The 14,374-nt window shown below is 71.3% G+C and carries 15 protein-coding genes; 6 read left to right on the top strand and 9 right to left on the bottom strand.

All coding sequences use genetic code 11. From position 1 onward, the window contains the following. Positions 1-55: 55 nt before the first annotated feature. From VF665_RS14925 to VF665_RS14895, 7 genes are all read right to left on the bottom strand, one after another. Positions 56-346, bottom strand: coding sequence for a hypothetical protein (locus tag VF665_RS14925; RefSeq protein ID WP_331054236.1), 291 nt, complete (start codon positions 344-346; stop codon positions 56-58). A 61-nt stretch (positions 347-407) separates the two neighbouring features. Continuing rightward, the gene (locus VF665_RS14920; RefSeq protein WP_331054235.1) at positions 408-1,364 is read right to left on the bottom strand and encodes a zinc dependent phospholipase C family protein; all 957 of its coding nucleotides are present in this window, start codon (positions 1,362-1,364) and stop codon (positions 408-410) included. Between the two features lie 2 nt (positions 1,365-1,366). Further along, positions 1,367-1,789, bottom strand: a complete 423-nt coding sequence (locus tag VF665_RS14915; protein WP_331054234.1) for a hypothetical protein — start codon at positions 1,787-1,789, stop codon at positions 1,367-1,369. Positions 1,790-1,810: 21 nt separating this feature from the next. Further along, positions 1,811-2,326: a hypothetical protein gene (locus tag VF665_RS14910; RefSeq protein ID WP_331054233.1), complete on the bottom strand. Its 516-nt coding sequence runs from the start codon at positions 2,324-2,326 to the stop codon at positions 1,811-1,813. A gap of 112 nt (positions 2,327-2,438) precedes the next feature. After that, the gene (locus tag VF665_RS14905; protein WP_331054232.1) at positions 2,439-3,146 is read right to left on the bottom strand and encodes a hypothetical protein; all 708 of its coding nucleotides are present in this window, start codon (positions 3,144-3,146) and stop codon (positions 2,439-2,441) included. After that, positions 3,143-4,018 (bottom strand): nitrilase-related carbon-nitrogen hydrolase, encoded by an 876-nt coding sequence (locus tag VF665_RS14900; protein WP_331054231.1) that lies wholly within the window; start codon positions 4,016-4,018, stop codon positions 3,143-3,145. Before VF665_RS14900 ends, VF665_RS14905 begins: the two co-directional genes overlap by 4 nt. Then, positions 4,015-4,362, bottom strand: a complete 348-nt coding sequence (locus VF665_RS14895) for a P-II family nitrogen regulator (protein WP_331054230.1) — start codon at positions 4,360-4,362, stop codon at positions 4,015-4,017. Before VF665_RS14895 ends, VF665_RS14900 begins: the two co-directional genes overlap by 4 nt. 233 nt (positions 4,363-4,595) lie before the next feature. On the opposite strand from VF665_RS14895, the gene murA reads away from it, so the two are divergent. From murA to VF665_RS14880, 3 genes are read left to right on the top strand one after another with little or no spacing between them, the layout of a single operon-like run. Continuing rightward, positions 4,596-5,960 (top strand): UDP-N-acetylglucosamine 1-carboxyvinyltransferase, encoded by a 1,365-nt coding sequence (murA, locus tag VF665_RS14890; protein ID WP_331054229.1) that lies wholly within the window; start codon positions 4,596-4,598, stop codon positions 5,958-5,960. After that, positions 5,957-6,325, top strand: coding sequence for a hypothetical protein (locus tag VF665_RS14885; protein ID WP_331054228.1), 369 nt, complete (start codon positions 5,957-5,959; stop codon positions 6,323-6,325). Before murA ends, VF665_RS14885 begins: the two co-directional genes overlap by 4 nt. Position 6,326: 1 nt before the next feature. Continuing rightward, the gene (locus VF665_RS14880) at positions 6,327-7,112 is read left to right on the top strand and encodes a polyphenol oxidase family protein (RefSeq protein WP_331054227.1); all 786 of its coding nucleotides are present in this window, start codon (positions 6,327-6,329) and stop codon (positions 7,110-7,112) included. Between the two features lie 661 nt (positions 7,113-7,773). On the opposite strand, the gene VF665_RS14875 is transcribed toward VF665_RS14880, so the two are convergent. After that, positions 7,774-8,181: a hypothetical protein gene (locus VF665_RS14875; protein ID WP_331054226.1), complete on the bottom strand. Its 408-nt coding sequence runs from the start codon at positions 8,179-8,181 to the stop codon at positions 7,774-7,776. 54 nt (positions 8,182-8,235) lie between these two features. Then, positions 8,236-9,327 carry a hypothetical protein gene (locus VF665_RS14870; protein WP_331054225.1) on the bottom strand — a complete coding sequence of 364 codons (1,092 nt, stop codon included), beginning with the start codon at positions 9,325-9,327 and terminating at the stop codon, positions 8,236-8,238. A 412-nt stretch (positions 9,328-9,739) separates the two neighbouring features. On the opposite strand from VF665_RS14870, the gene VF665_RS14865 reads away from it, so the two are divergent. From VF665_RS14865 to VF665_RS14855, 3 genes are all read left to right on the top strand, one after another. Then, the gene (locus VF665_RS14865; protein WP_331054224.1) at positions 9,740-10,111 is read left to right on the top strand and encodes a hypothetical protein; all 372 of its coding nucleotides are present in this window, start codon (positions 9,740-9,742) and stop codon (positions 10,109-10,111) included. A gap of 90 nt (positions 10,112-10,201) precedes the next feature. Next, positions 10,202-12,514 carry a TonB-dependent receptor gene (locus VF665_RS14860; RefSeq protein WP_331054223.1) on the top strand — a complete coding sequence of 771 codons (2,313 nt, stop codon included), beginning with the start codon at positions 10,202-10,204 and terminating at the stop codon, positions 12,512-12,514. Further along, positions 12,511-14,211 carry a sialidase family protein gene (locus tag VF665_RS14855; protein ID WP_331054222.1) on the top strand — a complete coding sequence of 567 codons (1,701 nt, stop codon included), beginning with the start codon at positions 12,511-12,513 and terminating at the stop codon, positions 14,209-14,211. Before VF665_RS14860 ends, VF665_RS14855 begins: the two co-directional genes overlap by 4 nt. Positions 14,212-14,374: the final 163 nt, after the last annotated feature.

The following is a 14,374-nucleotide window of genomic DNA, read 5'->3' as shown; positions in this document are numbered from 1 at the left end:
AAGGCCGGCGGCTCCATTCGGAGCCGCCGGCCTCTTCTTCACCGGGTGCGTCAGGTCAGCGGACGCAGAGGCCGCCCACGTGGCCGGCGCTCCCCATCTGCATGGGCTGGCCCGGACGGCGGATGTCGCGGCGGAACTGCGAGCCGGCGATCATGGCCTTCTGCTGCATGGCCGAGGCGTTGGCGCGAAGCTGAAAGCGCTGGTACGCCGGGTTCAGGCGGCTGGCCCCGTCCGACATGGGGTCCGAGGCGGCGAGCCCGCCGCAGCCCACGGAGAAACCTGCGCATCCGGATGCGCTCAGTGCCACGGCGAGCGCAAGGACGGGGGTGAGACGGCGAGCCTTCATGCGGGCCTCCAGGACTGCGGTGAACGGGATGGAACGCGCGTCAGGGCACAACGCGCAGGGGCTACGCGTCCGGACGATCCGGGCGCCCCAGGACGTGCAGGTGGTGCCGCGACTCCTGGGGCAGCGCCCGCAGGTGCCGGAACGGGATGTCGGGGAGCGGAAAGAAGTTGTCCGCCATCTCGTGCAGCAGCGCGGGGTTGTCCCACGCGCCGTCCTGCAGCGCCAGCCGCCGCACCTGCTTGCTGATGGCCAGGTTGCGGTCGCCGATGGGGTCCAGCCCCGCCGCGATTCCCTCGCCGCGCCGGCACAGGTAGTCCACGATGTAGTCGAACGAGCGCTCCAGGTATCCGTGCACCGCCTCGTCCGTGAGGTCCCACCGCGACCGCGACACCATGGTGCCGAACACGTTCTGCCACCGCTCGTTGTCCTGAAAGCGGATCATCCCCCGGAACAGCCGGCGGTTGGTGCGGAACGAGAACAGCGTGTCGCTCAGCACCTGATCGAACAGCGTGTCCGCGGCCTCGTGGTCGTGCTCCATCACCACGTGGCGCGCCAGGCGGCGGTAGCGCTCGTCCAGGTGCGTGTCCATCCGCGCCTCCCAGTACGAGTGCCCCAGCCCCTTGGTGCTCGACGTGAGGACGAGCTGCCGGGGCACGAACCAGTTGTGCGCGATGGTGTCCGCCGCCAGGTGCGACAGGTAGCCCAGCCCCATGGCGCGCAGCCGGTCGGTCGGCGCGGCGGAGTGGATCTCCTCGCCCACGTGCCAGTGGTGGCAGTGGCGCCCGGCGGGGACGTACTTCTTGGCCAGGCTGATGTCCGCGGCCAGCGAGCCGTACAGAAAATCGTACGGATAGGCGGAGATGAGGGCGCGGATGCCGGCGGGGAGCAGGTGCAGCGAGTCCAGCAGGGCGGAGCCCAGGTACACGTGGGTGGCCGGCCCCCAGGCCCACGCGGGTCGGGGAAGGAGCGCCACCGCCGCCAGGGCGGCCAGCGCCGGCAACACCCAGCGCCACCGCATGCTCAGACGTCCCGGTCCGCCGGGGCCGGCTCGGCCACGCCCGCCGTTGCCGGCGCCTCGCCGGCCTGAATGAGCTGAAGCTCCTCGCGGGCCTCCACCAGAATGCGGCTGACCTCGGCGCGGAACTCGGCCAGCAGTTCGCGCCCGGCGCTGATGGCGTCGTCCATGTCCAGCGCCGCGGGGCGAAGCTGCGCCGCCGCCCGCCCGCCGCCGGTCAGGTACTCTTCGGCACCGCCCTCCAGGCGCACCGCGGCAATGCGGCTGCGGCGCCCGCGCTTGCCCTTTTTTGCGTGGGGCTTCAGGCGCTTGGCCAGGGTGCGGCGCGGGTTGGGCGCGTCGGGGCGCAGCAGAAGCACCGCCCCCACGCCCAGCGCCGCGCCGATGGCGAACGCGGAAAGAAAATCGGATGTCTCGTGGCCGCGCATCGGTTGTTCCCGAGAGGGGTCTCAGTCGTCCAGAAACGTGCGCTTGCGGGGGCGCGCCGGCTCCGGGCCGTCCCCGTCATCCGCGCCGTCCCACGCATCAGGGTCGCGCTGCATGCGCACAAAGCTGCCGGCCCCCATCTGCACGCCCCGGACCGTGGCCGCCGTGCGGATGAAGAGCGTCTCCGCCTCCGCCTGCATCACGTCCAGCAGCGCGTGGATGTCGTTCAGCCGGCGCTCGGCGCTTTCGGCCACGCGCTCCACCCGCTCGCTGGTGCCGCGCACCGTCTTTCCCACCGCTTCCACGTCCTGGCGCACGGCGGCGCTCAGGTACTGCACGTTGGCGGCGGCGGCCTCCAAGTGCCTGGTCACCGGCTTCAGGTCACCGCGCACGCGGCGGATCATGCCGCGCACCTTGAGCGCCGCCGCGATCGCCACCAGCCCGATGACGATGAGCGTGAGGGCGATGATGATGGTGGCCACGTCGGCCATGATGCGGACGACGTTCTCGAAGCCGCCCGGGGCGGTCTGGATGATCAACAGCGGTCGCGGTGAGAGGTAAAGTGCTCAGTGCCGAGTGCCCAGTGCCCGGTAGAACGCGGCTCGGGTGTTTTCCCCCTGGGCACTTGATCCTGGGCACCGGGCACTTCCGTCATTCCAGCATGTCCAGCCCAATGGTCCGGCCGCCCAGCTTGGGAACGATGCGCGCGTTGCGCCGGCTCGCCGCGCCGCGCGCCAGCAGGCGTGCGACTTCGGCCGCCACGTCCCCGGGCAGCGTCTCCAGCGCGTGCGGGTCGCGCCCGTCCGTGCGGCCGCGCAGCGCGGCGTCCAGCGCGCCGATGCCGCCCGCCGCCGCGGCCAGGCTCGCGACCTCCGCGGAAAGCGCGGGTTCGGCGCCCAGGGCCGCCACGTCGCCGGCCCACAGGTCGCCCAGCGGAAGCAGCGGCTCCGGCGGAAGGTCGCCGCCCAGAAGAAGCTGCGTCTTGTTGGCCGGGTCCGCGGCGAGCGCGTCCGCGTGCAGCCGCGCACGCATGCGCAGCAGTTCGCGGACGACGGTCTCCGGAGGCAGATCCGGGAACATCGGCAAGAGCGGTTCCACCTCGCCCGGCCACACGGTCGCGTGATCGACGGCCGCGTCGCCCAGCGCGCCGGCCAGCATCCGCGCGGCCAGGGCGGCCTGCGCCCCGCCGTCATCCACCAGCACCACGCGCGCGAGCCCGCGGTCCGTCAGTGCCTGCCGCGCGACCGCGCCGACGACCGCGGCCACGCGATGGTACGCGGGCGAATCCGGCCGCTGGCGTGTCCCCGCGCCGCGCGGGGGCGGGACGGCCCCATCCCCCGGTCCCATGGACCCCATCACGGCCGGCTCTCCACGATGCGGGCGATCTCGCGCGCCACCAGGCGTGGATCGTCGGCGCGGGCGTGGGCGTACGGGCGGCGCGCGGCCGCCACGGCGTCCAGCGAGAGGTCGGCGGTGATGGCGTCTTCGCCCTCGTCGCCGGCGCGGGCGAGGATCTCGCCGTCGGGGCCCACGATCATCGATCCACCCGCGAAGACCAGCCCGCCCTCCACCCCGGCGCGGTTGGCCAGCGCCACGTACACGCCGTAGGCAATGGCCGCCGCGCGCGCCAGGTGCTCCCACGCGCCCCACGAGGCGAAGCGCCCGCCGGCGGCTCCTCCGGCCACGGCACCGCGCCCTGCCGCCGCGGACTGCACCACGATCAGGTGCGCGCCTTCCGCGGCCAGCAGCCAGGCCAGCGCGGGGTGCCACAGGTCTTCGCACACCAGCAGCCCCATCCGCCACCCGCCCCCCGCGTCGTACGTGCGCACCCCGTCGCCGCGGCCGAAGTAGCGTCCCTCGTCGAACAGCCCGTAGGTGGGGAGGTAGACCTTGCGGTGCCGGTGCAGCACGCGCCCGCCGCGCAGGTGCAGCGCCCCGTTGCGCGGAATGAACGACGCGTCGCGCTCGATGGCGCCCACCACCACGTCCGGCCCGCCCGCGAGTTCGCCGAACGGTGCGTCGGATTCCGGATCGGCCAGCGCGTGGACGGCATCGCGCACGTCGTATCCGGTCACGGACAGCTCCGGCGTCACCACCAGATCCACGCCGTCGGCGGCGGCGCGCGCCTGCGCGGTCGCAATGCGGGCCAGGTTGGCGGCGGGGTCGGCCAGGACGGTGTCCATCTGCTCCACGCGCAGCCGCAGCCGCGCGCCGAATCCGGCGTCGTTCATCCGCCGGACAGTTCCGGCTTGAGGCCGATCACGCGGCTGACGGGAACGGTGAAGGCGATTCCCGTGGCCGGCTCGTCCAGGCTGCCGCACACCTCCTGCAGCAGCGCCAGCGCGCGCTCCACCTTGCCCTCGTCTTCGATGACGCTGAACAGCGTCTGGTTGCGCGGCCGGGTGCGGTTGGCGAACACCTCCAGCCCGGCAAAGATGGGGACCTCGGCGCTGAGCAGGCGCCCCATTCCCTCGGAGCCGACCACCGTGGCGCCGGTAATGCCGATTTCCAGGAACCCGGACAGCACCTCCTCCACCTTTTCTTCCTGGTTGATCACGGCGATCAAGAGCTGCACGCTCGGGCTCCCGCGGGCGGTGTGGACAGGCGGTCAGGGGGCGCATTGTACGCACCGCGCGGAAGGGGTGTCAAGCAACGGCGCGGGGCCGGTGCGCGGGGGAAAGCAGACGCGCGGACCCGCGCACGATCCTTGCGCCTGGCCGGGGCCGAACCATCCAGAGTGACGCTGCCGCCCTGACGACGGGTGCGGCAGCGTCGTTCCCCACATTCCGGACCTCGGGAGAACCGCGAGTGCCCAAGTTCATCGTCCACGGCGGCAAGCGCCTGCAGGGAACCGTGGTTCCCAACGGCAACAAGAACGCGGCGCTGCCCATGCTGGCGGCAACCCTCCTGACGGACGAAGACGTATTCCTGGAAAACGTCCCGCGCATCAAGGACGTTCTTACGCTCATCGAGCTTCTTCGCGTGCTGGGCGCCGAGGCGGAGTGGACGGGGCCCAACGAGGTCCGCGTGCGCGCCGCCGACATCGGCGGAACGCAGCTGGACGCGGGCGCCGCGGCCCGCATTCGCGCCAGCATCCTCCTGGCCGGACCCATGCTGGCCCGCGCGGGCGGCATGCAGCTTCCCCCTCCGGGCGGCGACGTCATCGGCCGGCGCCGGGTGGACACGCACTTCTTCGCCCTGCAGAAGCTGGGCGCCCAGGTGGTGGAAGAGAACGGCGTCTGGCGGCTGCAGGCGGATGGCCTCAAAGGGGCCAACATGTTCCTGGACGAGCCGAGCGTGACGGGGACGGAGAACGCCGTCATGGCCGCGTCCATGGCCGAGGGCGAAACGGTGATCCGCAACGCCGCCGCCGAGCCGCACGTCCAGGACCTGTGCCACATGCTGGTCAAGATGGGGTGCGAGATCGAGGGGATCGGCACCGGCACGCTGCGCATTCAGGGCAGGAAGCGGCTTTCCGGCTGCCGCACGCGCATCACGGCGGACCACATCGAGGTGGGCTCGTTCATCGGCCTGGCGGCGGTGACCAAGAGCGAGATCACCATCAAGGACGCGGCGGTGGAGCACCTGGACAGCACGCTGATCGGCTTTGGGCGGCTGGGGCTCAAGGTGGAGATCCGCGGCGACGACCTGTTCATTCCCGGCGGGCAGGATCCGGAAGTGATCCTGGACATGGGCGGCCACATTCCCAAGGTGGATGACGGCCCGTGGCCCGCGTTTCCGGCGGACCTCACCTCCATCGCGCTGGTCACGGCGACGCAGGTGCGCGGCACCATCCTGGTGCACGAAAAGATGTTCGAGTCGCGGATGTTCTTTGCCGACAAGCTGGTGGGGATGGGCGCGCGGCTGGTGCTGTGCGACCCGCACCGCGTCCTGGTGATCGGGCCCAGCAAGCTGCACGGCGCCATCGTGGAAAGCCCCGACATCCGCGCGGGGATGGCGCTGCTGATTGCCGCGCTGGGCGCGGAGGGGCGCAGCGAGATCTTCAACACCGGCCAGATCGAGCGCGGCTATGAGCGCATCGACGAGCGCCTGCAGGCGCTGGGCGCCGACATCCGCCGCGCCGACTCGCGCGGGGACGCGGCCGACGTGGACGACGCGACCCGCCGGCTGGCCGTGCGCCAGTCGCAGGCCGAACAAGAGGTGCGGGGATGAGCGACGAGGGCCGCCGCCGCCCCGGGATCGGCGAGGGGATCCGCTCGGGGATCGGCGTGCTGACGGCCTTCAAGGAGGCCATCGAGGAGACGATCCGCGAGGCGGGCGAGCGGGGCGACCTCAAGCCGGAGCGCGCCCGCGAGTTTCTGGCGGACGCGATGGCCCGCGCGCAGGAGGGCGTGGGCGACGTGCGCGAGCGGCTGGACTTTGTGCCCCGCCGCGAGTTCGAGGAGCTTCGCGCGGAAGTGCGCGAGCTGCGGCGCCGGCTGGACGGGCAGGGCGCGGGGGCGGAGGAGCCGCTGGCCCTTCCGCCCGCCGCGGAACGCACGGGCGGCGAGGGGCCCACCGAAGCGAGGATGCCGTAAGGTGGCTGCGCAGACGGAGCCGCGGCAGGTCACCGAAACGCGTGCGGAGGGCGACGTTCCGCTCTGGGTGCATCCGGAGTGGCGGGAGCGCTTTTCCTGGCTGGTGCAGGGCACCACGGGGCGGGGGAGGGGCGCGGAGCCGTTCGACATGGGGCTTTCCGGCGTGCAGCCGGTGGGGCCGGCGCTGGACCGGTGGCGGGCGCTGCGCGCGGCGAGCGGAATGGACGTGGTGGCGCACTCGCGGCAGGTGCACGCGGCGGACCTGTGGATTCACCGCGAGGTGGGCGCGCCGGGAATCCAGGTGATGGACGGCTTTGACGGCCACGTGACCGACCGCCGCGGGCTGCTCATCACCGTGGGGGTGGCGGACTGCGTCCCGGTGTCGGTGGTGGATCCGGAGACGTCGGTGATCGCCATGCTGCACGCGGGGTGGCGGGGAACGGCGGCGGGGATCGTGGAGCGCGGCATTCACCGCATGGTGGAAAGCTGGCAGTCGTCGCCCGAGCGGCTGCACGTGCACTGCGGCCCGGCCATCTGCGGCGAGTGCTACGAGGTTGGGCCGGAGGTGCACGAGGCGGTGAACCCGGACGCTCCCGTTCCGCCGGGCAAGGCGAACATCGACGTACGCGCGTCCATCGCGCGGCGGGTCATGGGGCTGGGGGTGCCCGCGGAGAACGTCACCGTGTCCACGCACTGCACCCGCTGCGGCGAGCCGGACTTCTTTTCGCACCGCGGCGGATCGAAGGCGCGGCAGATGGGGGTGCTGGGGATGATCGAGCGGCGGTAGCTGCGCCGCATCGGGCAGGGATCACAGACAGGGCCGCCGTCGCGATCGTGACGGCGGCCCTGTCTGTGTGTGGGATGGACGGCCAGTCCAGGGCGGAGTTCAGGGCGGCCCCCACCCGGGACGGCACCAACGGCTCACCCTCCCCCAAAACAGACTGGGGAAGGGTTGATGGGCGACAACTCTCGGGTGAGCAGCGGGATCGTTGCGGGCTGAGCGACTGAAGTCGCCGCAACCACGGCGGAAAGTCCCCCCAAACGGACGGGGGGACTTCACCTGCACGGGGGCGGCGAGCCCGGCGCGGGCCGCGGAGTATCGTTCGCGCGAAATGGGCGTGTGAGCGAGTGAACTCGCCGCAACAACGGCTGGAAGCCTCACGGTACTGCTGTGAGGCTGTACTTGCACGGCGATAGAGGATGGCGAAGTGGCGGCCTGCCCCCAGCCGCACCAGGTCGGTAGACTCAGTTCTGGCCTGCTGCCGCGCCACGCTGGGCAGGGAGAGGTCCGCAGATCGAGGCGAGGAGAGATCCATCCCGTTGCTCGCTCCCGGTATAACTCCCGTACCTGCGCCAAGCCTGCCGTGTTGCGCCCTCATGCCCGGTCGGACGCGGATTTCACCGGAGTTTGATCCAGCGACCGGGGCTCCCGAGCATCGCGAGCGAAGCTACGCCCGCAGTCGTACGCGCAGGCGGCGATCACCCCCGAACGCATAGACAAGTCCTGCTCTCGGCCCGTCGAGCATTACAGGACCGGTCGGCGAACGCCGGTGAGAAAGCGTGACGAAGTACAGCGATCCGGACCGGAAGAAGGCGAGTCGAGCATCGCGCGGAATCCCATCTGCGCGGTCCTGCGTTACAGCACGCCGCAACTCATCGCAAACTCCGCCATCTGTCGAGTCGGTGAGCGCCACCACCTGGTTCACGTCCGCGGAATCCAGTCCGTACTGGGCGAGCAGGTCGGGGAAAGGTATGCTGAGCACCCCCTTCACCCGTCCAGCATCGTATTCCGATGGTGCGGGACAACGACTGTCCTTCTGAGCGGCAGTGTCGGTGGGAATCCAGCTGATGGCCATCCACACGGCTGCCATTCTGAACCATAGCCCCATAGCGCGGCTCCCCGTGTGAGGTCAGTAGCGGCAGCGTGCCTTGCGATCACCGCTGACGCCCGGCTGGCCCGGGAAAATCTTCGAAATTCCCTGGGCATCCATGATGTATCCCTCGGAAAAGCCCCACGAGGCGAGCGCCGCAGCATCCTCATCACTCGCGACGGGTACATACGGACTCTCTCCTCCCCCACAGGAGGTCATCATTTCCCCCAGATGCCAGGGGTGCGTATGGATGGCACCAACGGCATTCGCGGGCTTCGGCCCCGGGTCGATGCCGCAGGGAGAGGAAACCCCACTCATCGGCACGGCGGACAAGCGCCCGTTCTCCGAGATGATCCAGGCGCCGTGCTCGGACCGTTGAGCCTGGGGCACGTTAGGTCCGTAATTGCTCTGATTCCAGAGCGACTGGAAGATGCCGTTTACGTCCGGATTGTCAATGACCGGATCACCGGTCGCGCAGGGCTTGTTCGGGTCCGGCTCGCAGGTGTAGCAGGGGTTCGGGGGCGGGGCGCCTCCTCCGCCCGTCGGGCTCGTCGAGGGGCTGCCGTCGTCATCGGAACCGCAGGGATTCCACCAATCGCACTCTTGGAATTCCTCCGGCTTCGATTCGCAGTCGGGATACCACCCCCCGTACTGACACGCTACGGTCGCCACCGGAGCAAGCTCAAAGCAGCCTGCCTCGTTCTCCTTCGGGCAACTCGCCGTCGTCATGCCCCCGGCGGTGCTGTGCTGCGGACGATCGGTCAACCGGAAGAGTCGGTCCACTCGGCGAATCGCCCGCTCCGTGGCAGGATTGACACAGTTCCCGATACGCACTTGGTCGTTGCCTGAGTACCCGATATAACGGTACTCGCGTTTGGCGCCGGCTTCGTGCAGTTCGGGCTTCGGGAAGCTGAGCGCCACCTCGCGCCAGACGAAGCCGCCCGAGCGATCACGCGAGAATAAATCGCAGCGATACACGGAGGCGTCAGCTGCACTCCGACTTAGGGCTACGCCCGGACTGTATTGAACGTGAGTTGTCGGCAGGCCAACCGGGTTGTCGGAGCACGCTGCGAGCGCGACGGCGGCAACCCATGAAACCGTCCGCACGAACCTGCGGTGAACAGCGAACATGGCGTCCCTTCCTCGTCCGAGATGGTGATGTGCCAGCCCAAACCTCACGGCTGGACGATCATAACAGTGCGGGGAAAGAGCCGAAAGACTGCGCGGTACTGGCGTCAACTACGCCATCGCGCGTACGGTGCCTGCCGCTATTTTCGCTGGTTTCAACCGCCGGGCGATCTGTCGCGCACGCGCCGACCTTCGCCTCCGCGCCGAACGGCTCCCCCTCTCCCGCAAGCGGGAGAGGGGGCTGGGGGGGAGAGGGGTGCCTCGGCATGCGCCAAACCGTCCAGAACGCACGAGACCGCACCACCGCCCTCCCCCCTTCCCCCGTTGTGGGGAGAAACCCCATGCCTGAGGGGTAGACAGCACCATTGGCGGCCGGCCCTACGCAATGCATCTTGGTCCGCAGAAGACGACCATGATGATCCCAACCGCTCTCCGCCGCTTTCTCGCCCTGTTCGCGGGCGTGCTCTTTCTGCTCTCCGGAGCGGGAGAGGCGGCCGGCGCGCGCCCCTGCCCGCACCATGACGGCGGGGCCGCGGCACAGGCGGGGGAGCACGGTCACCACGGCGCGGAGCCCCGCCACCCGGCTCCCGCCGAGCACGCCCCCTGCAGCTGCGCCGGGCACTGCGCCACGCCCTCGGGGCCCGCCGTTCCGCCCAACACGGTCGTCCGGGTGGAAGCGGAGTTCGCCGCCGCGCCGCGCGCACTCCGCTCCGAAGCCCCGGCGCCCTCCCCGCGCCGCCTCGCCCATCTGCTTCCCTACGCACAGGCTCCGCCCCGGGCCGGCTGATCACCCCACGCACATCGCTGGATTGATCCCCCGCGGTACGCCCTCCGGCGCGCCGCCACGGCCGACCCTTGCCTGAACCCGAGGTGGAGTGTGTACTCCCTGACCCGCACCGTCCGTTGGTGGATCGGCGCCGCCGCGCTGCTCCTGTCCATTCCCGCCGCCGCGCAGCAGCCCGGCGCGGTGGAAGGCACCGTTCTTTCCGCCCGCGCCGAGCCCATCGCCGGCGCCACCGTCCGCCTGGAGGCCCGCTCCGCCGTCACCGATGCGGCGGGCCGCTTCCGCATCGACGGCGTTCCCGCCGGCACGCACACCGTTTCCGCCATCCGCGTGGGGTTCGCGGCCGCGGCGCAGTCCGTCCGCATCGACCCCGGAGCCACGGCCAGCGTCCGCCTGGCGCTCACGGAGCAGAGCCTGATCATGGAGCAGGTGGTGGTGAGCGCCACCCGCGAGGTGCGGCGTCTGGCGGAAACGCCGGCCACCGTGGGCGTGGTTTCCGGCGCACAGCTTCGCGAGGCGCGCCCGGCCCACCCGTCCGAGGTCATGGGCGCCATCCCCGGCGTGTGGGTGAGCGTCACCGGCGGCGAAGGGCACACCACCGCCATCCGCCAGCCCAGGACCACCAACCCCGTCTACCTCTTTCTGGAGGACGGCGTCCCCACGCGGTCTACCGGCTTCTTCAACCACAACGCGCTGTACGAGGTCAACGTTCCCGGCGCCGAGCGCATCGAGGTGCTCAAGGGCCCGGCGACGGCGCTGTACGGCAGCGATGCCATCGGCGGCGTGATCAACGTGGAAACGCGCTCTCCTTCGGCCACGCCCGGCGCCGAAGCGTACGTGGAGAGCGGCGGATTCGGCTGGACCCGGTTTCTCGCCTCCGCCGGCGGAATGCGCGGCAATGACGGCATTCGTGCGGACCTGAACCTGACGCGCACGGACGGCTGGCGCGACGGGACGGCGTACGACCGCCAGAGCGCGACGGCGCGCTGGGACCGGCAATTGGGCGGCGGGCAGTCGCTCAAGACGGTCGTCACCTGGTCACGCATCCAGCAGCAGACGGCTGGGTCGTCTGCCCTCACCGAAGCCGACTTCAACGGGCATCCCACGGCCAACTACACGCCCATCTCGTTTCGCGACGTGCAGGCGTTCCGCGCCTCCGCCGCGTACGAGCGCATCCGCGGGGCCACGCACCTGAGCGTGACGCCCTTTGTCCGCTGGAACACCATGGAACTGCTTCCCAACTGGGCGCTTTCCTACGATCCCACGGTGTACACCACCGGCCACCGCTCGCTCGGACTGCTGGCGCGCTACCGGGTGGACGTGGAGCCGCTGCGCACCCGTGTGATCGGCGGGGTGGACGTGGACGTGAGCCCCGGGAGCCGGCAGGAAGACAGCGTGATGACGTCCGCGCAGGGCGGCTACTACCGCGACTACACCCGCGGAACGCGGCTGTACGACTACGACGTCACCTTTCGCGGCGTGTCGCCCTACGTGCACGTGGAGGCGGCGCCGGTCGACCGTCTGCACCTGACGGCTGGGCTGCGGGCCGACTTCGTGGGCTTTCGCTACGACGACCGGCTTGGCGAGCTGCAGACCGGCAGGCACCGCCGCCCGGCGGACGCGGAGGTGAACTACCGCCACCTGAGCCCCAAGCTGGGCGCCACCTACGAGTTCGGCCGCGCGCTGAACGTGTTCGCCTCGTACGCGCACGGCTTCCGCGCGCCGTCGGAGGGACAGCTTTTTCGCCAGGGGCAGGCGCAAAACACGCTGGGGCTGGATCCCGTGCGCGCGAACAGCTACGAGGCGGGGATGCGCGGCGAACTGCTGGGCCGCCTGTCGTACGAGGCGTCGGCGTACCGCATGCGGGTGACGGACGACATCCTCACCTTTACCGACCCGTCGGATGGGAGCCGCGAAACCAGCAACGCGGGAAGCACGCTGCACCGCGGGTTGGAAGTGGGCTTCGGTGCGGTGCTCCCGGCCGGCCTTCGCGCGGACGTGAGCTGGTCGCGCCAGCGGCACACGTACGAGGAGTGGAGCCCGCGCCCGGGGGTGGACTACGCCGGGAACGAGATGGAATCCGCGCCGCGCACCCTCACCAGCGTGCGGCTGGGGTGGAAGCCGTCGTTCGGCGGCGCGTTCGCGGCGGAGGCGCAGCGTGTGGGCGCGTACTGGATGGACGCCGCAAATACGCGCCGGTACGATGGATACGCGCTGGTGAACCTGCGGGCCGACGTTCCGCTGGGCCGCGGCCTGTCGATGGTGGGGCGGATGAACAACGCGCTGGACCGGCGCTACGCGGAAACGGCGGCCTTCTCCTCGCCGCAGCGTGGGGTGGAACTGGCGCCGGGGATGCCGCGGACGCTGTACCTGGGCGTGCAGTACCGGTGGGAGGGCCGCCGATGAGCCGTCTCGCGATGGCGGCGCTCGGTGCCGCGGTGCTCGCGCTTTCCGCCACCGCGGTCGCGCGGGACAGCCGCTCCGCGCACCTGCGGATGACGGAGCCGGGCACCGCGGCCACAAGCGCGGCGGGGAATCCCACCGCCGCGGTGGGTGCGCGGGACGGGGCGGGGTACGTGGCGTGGATCGCCGGGGAGGGCGCGCAGAACGTGTTTCTGGCCCGTGTGGATGCGGAGGGGCGGCCGGGCGCTCCCGTGCGCGTGAACGACCGCGGCGGCGATGCGGCCGCGCACGACCAGGCCCCCGCGCAGGTGGCCGTCGGGCGCGACGGCGCGGTCTACGTCCTCTGGCAGAACAATCGTGAGATTCCCGGGCGCCGCTTTCCGGCAAGCGACCTGCGGTTCGCGCGGAGCACGGATGGCGGCCGCACCTTCAGCCCGGCGGTGACGGTGAACGACGACCGGGACGGCCGCCCGTCGTCGCACACCTTTCACGACCTGACGGTGGGCGCGGACGGAACGGTGTGGGTGTCGTGGATCGACTCGCGGGTGCGCGACTCCGCCCGTGCTGCGCGCCCTTCCGCTCCGCGGGACGCGAGCGCGCCGATGGGCGCGCCGATGGCCGCGCCGATGGGCGCGCACGGCGGCGAAGCGCACGCGGGAGGAGCGCACGGCACGGGCGGGCATGGCGGCGGAAAGGGTGCGGATGCAGGGCTCCCCGCGCCGGAGATCCGCGTTGCGCGTTCGGTGGATGGCGGGCGCACCTTCAGCGCCAGCCGCGTCGTGGATGCGGGCGCGTGTCCCTGCTGCCGGACGTCCATGGCGGTGGCGCCGGACGGCACGTTGTACGTGGCGTGGCGCAAGGAGTACGCGGGCGATGTGCGCGATGTCGTCGTCGCGTCGCTCGCGCCCGGCGCGGCCGCGTTCAGTCCGCCGGTGCGGGTGCACGAGGACGGGTGGGTGTTCCCCGCCTGTCCGCACGCGGGGCCGTCGGTCGCGGTGGATGCGGACGGGGCGGTGCACGTGGGGTGGTACACGGGGCGCGATGGGCGAAAGGGGTTGTGGTACGCCCGTTCGGTGGATGGAGGGCGGTCGTTTGCCGCCCCGGTGTCGCTCGCGGCGGGCGTTCCCCCGTCCCGGGTGGAGTTGGCGGTGGACGGCGGGGCGGTGATCGCCGCGTGGGATGCGGGTGCGCGTCCCGCGGCGGTGCAGGTCGCGCGGATTGGATCGGACGGGCGAGTCGCTCCGTTCCGCGCCGTGCCGGGCCGCACGCCCGCGCTGGAGGCCGCGGGCGGCGCCGCGCTCCTGTCGTGGCGCGAGCGAGGCACTGTCCACGTGGCGCGGGTGACGGCGGCGGGATCGGTGCTGAGCCCGGTAAGCGGTGAGTGGATGAATTCGCCGCAACAACTGCGGAAAGTCCCCCCAAATGGACCGGGGGACTTCACCTGCACGGCGGTACGAGTGCAGGTGTGCGTGGCGGGGTTCACGGCGGCCCCCACCCGGGCCGGCACCACCGGCCCACCCTCCCCCAAAACAGACTGGGGGAGGGTTGATGGGCGACGATTCTCGGGTGAGCAGCGGGATTGGGCGCCGCTGTGGGCTGAGCGACTGAAGTCGCCGCAACCACGGCGGAAAGTCCCCCCAAACGGACGGGGGGACTTCACCTGCACGGGGGCGGCGAGCCCGGCGCGGGCCGCGGAATAGCGTTCGCGCAATGGACGTGTGAGCGAGTGAACTCGCCGCAACAACGGCTGGAAGCCTCACGGTACTGCTGTGAGGCTGCACCTGCGCGGGCGATCGGTTCGGTGCCGACCTTCGCTCCCGCGCCGAACGGCTCCCCCTCTCCCGCAGAGCGGGCGGAGGGGGT

The organism is Longimicrobium sp., from assembly GCF_036387355.1.
In the GTDB taxonomy this organism is placed as follows: Bacteria; Gemmatimonadota; Gemmatimonadetes; order Longimicrobiales; family Longimicrobiaceae; genus Longimicrobium.
This window is presented reverse-complemented; position numbering and strand designations above follow the sequence as displayed.

What these genes read in the sequence shown, in the direction of transcription:
- VF665_RS14925 (WP_331054236.1), bottom strand. Translation starts at nt 346, where the DNA reads ATGAAGGCTCGCCGTCTCACCCCCGTCCTTGCGCTCGCCGTGGCACTG.
- VF665_RS14920 (WP_331054235.1), bottom strand. Translation starts at nt 1,364, where the DNA reads ATGCGGTGGCGCTGGGTGTTGCCGGCGCTGGCCGCCCTGGCGGCGGTG.
- VF665_RS14915 (WP_331054234.1), bottom strand. Translation starts at nt 1,789, where the DNA reads ATGCGCGGCCACGAGACATCCGATTTTCTTTCCGCGTTCGCCATCGGC.
- VF665_RS14900 (WP_331054231.1), bottom strand. Translation starts at nt 4,018, where the DNA reads ATGAACGACGCCGGATTCGGCGCGCGGCTGCGGCTGCGCGTGGAGCAG.
- VF665_RS14885 (WP_331054228.1), top strand. Translation starts at nt 5,957, where the DNA reads ATGAGCGACGAGGGCCGCCGCCGCCCCGGGATCGGCGAGGGGATCCGC.
- VF665_RS14875 (WP_331054226.1), bottom strand. Translation starts at nt 8,181, where the DNA reads ATGGCCATCAGCTGGATTCCCACCGACACTGCCGCTCAGAAGGACAGT.
- VF665_RS14870 (WP_331054225.1), bottom strand. Translation starts at nt 9,327, where the DNA reads ATGTTCGCTGTTCACCGCAGGTTCGTGCGGACGGTTTCATGGGTTGCC.
- VF665_RS14865 (WP_331054224.1), top strand. Translation starts at nt 9,740, where the DNA reads ATGATCCCAACCGCTCTCCGCCGCTTTCTCGCCCTGTTCGCGGGCGTG.
- VF665_RS14855 (WP_331054222.1), top strand. Translation starts at nt 12,511, where the DNA reads ATGAGCCGTCTCGCGATGGCGGCGCTCGGTGCCGCGGTGCTCGCGCTT.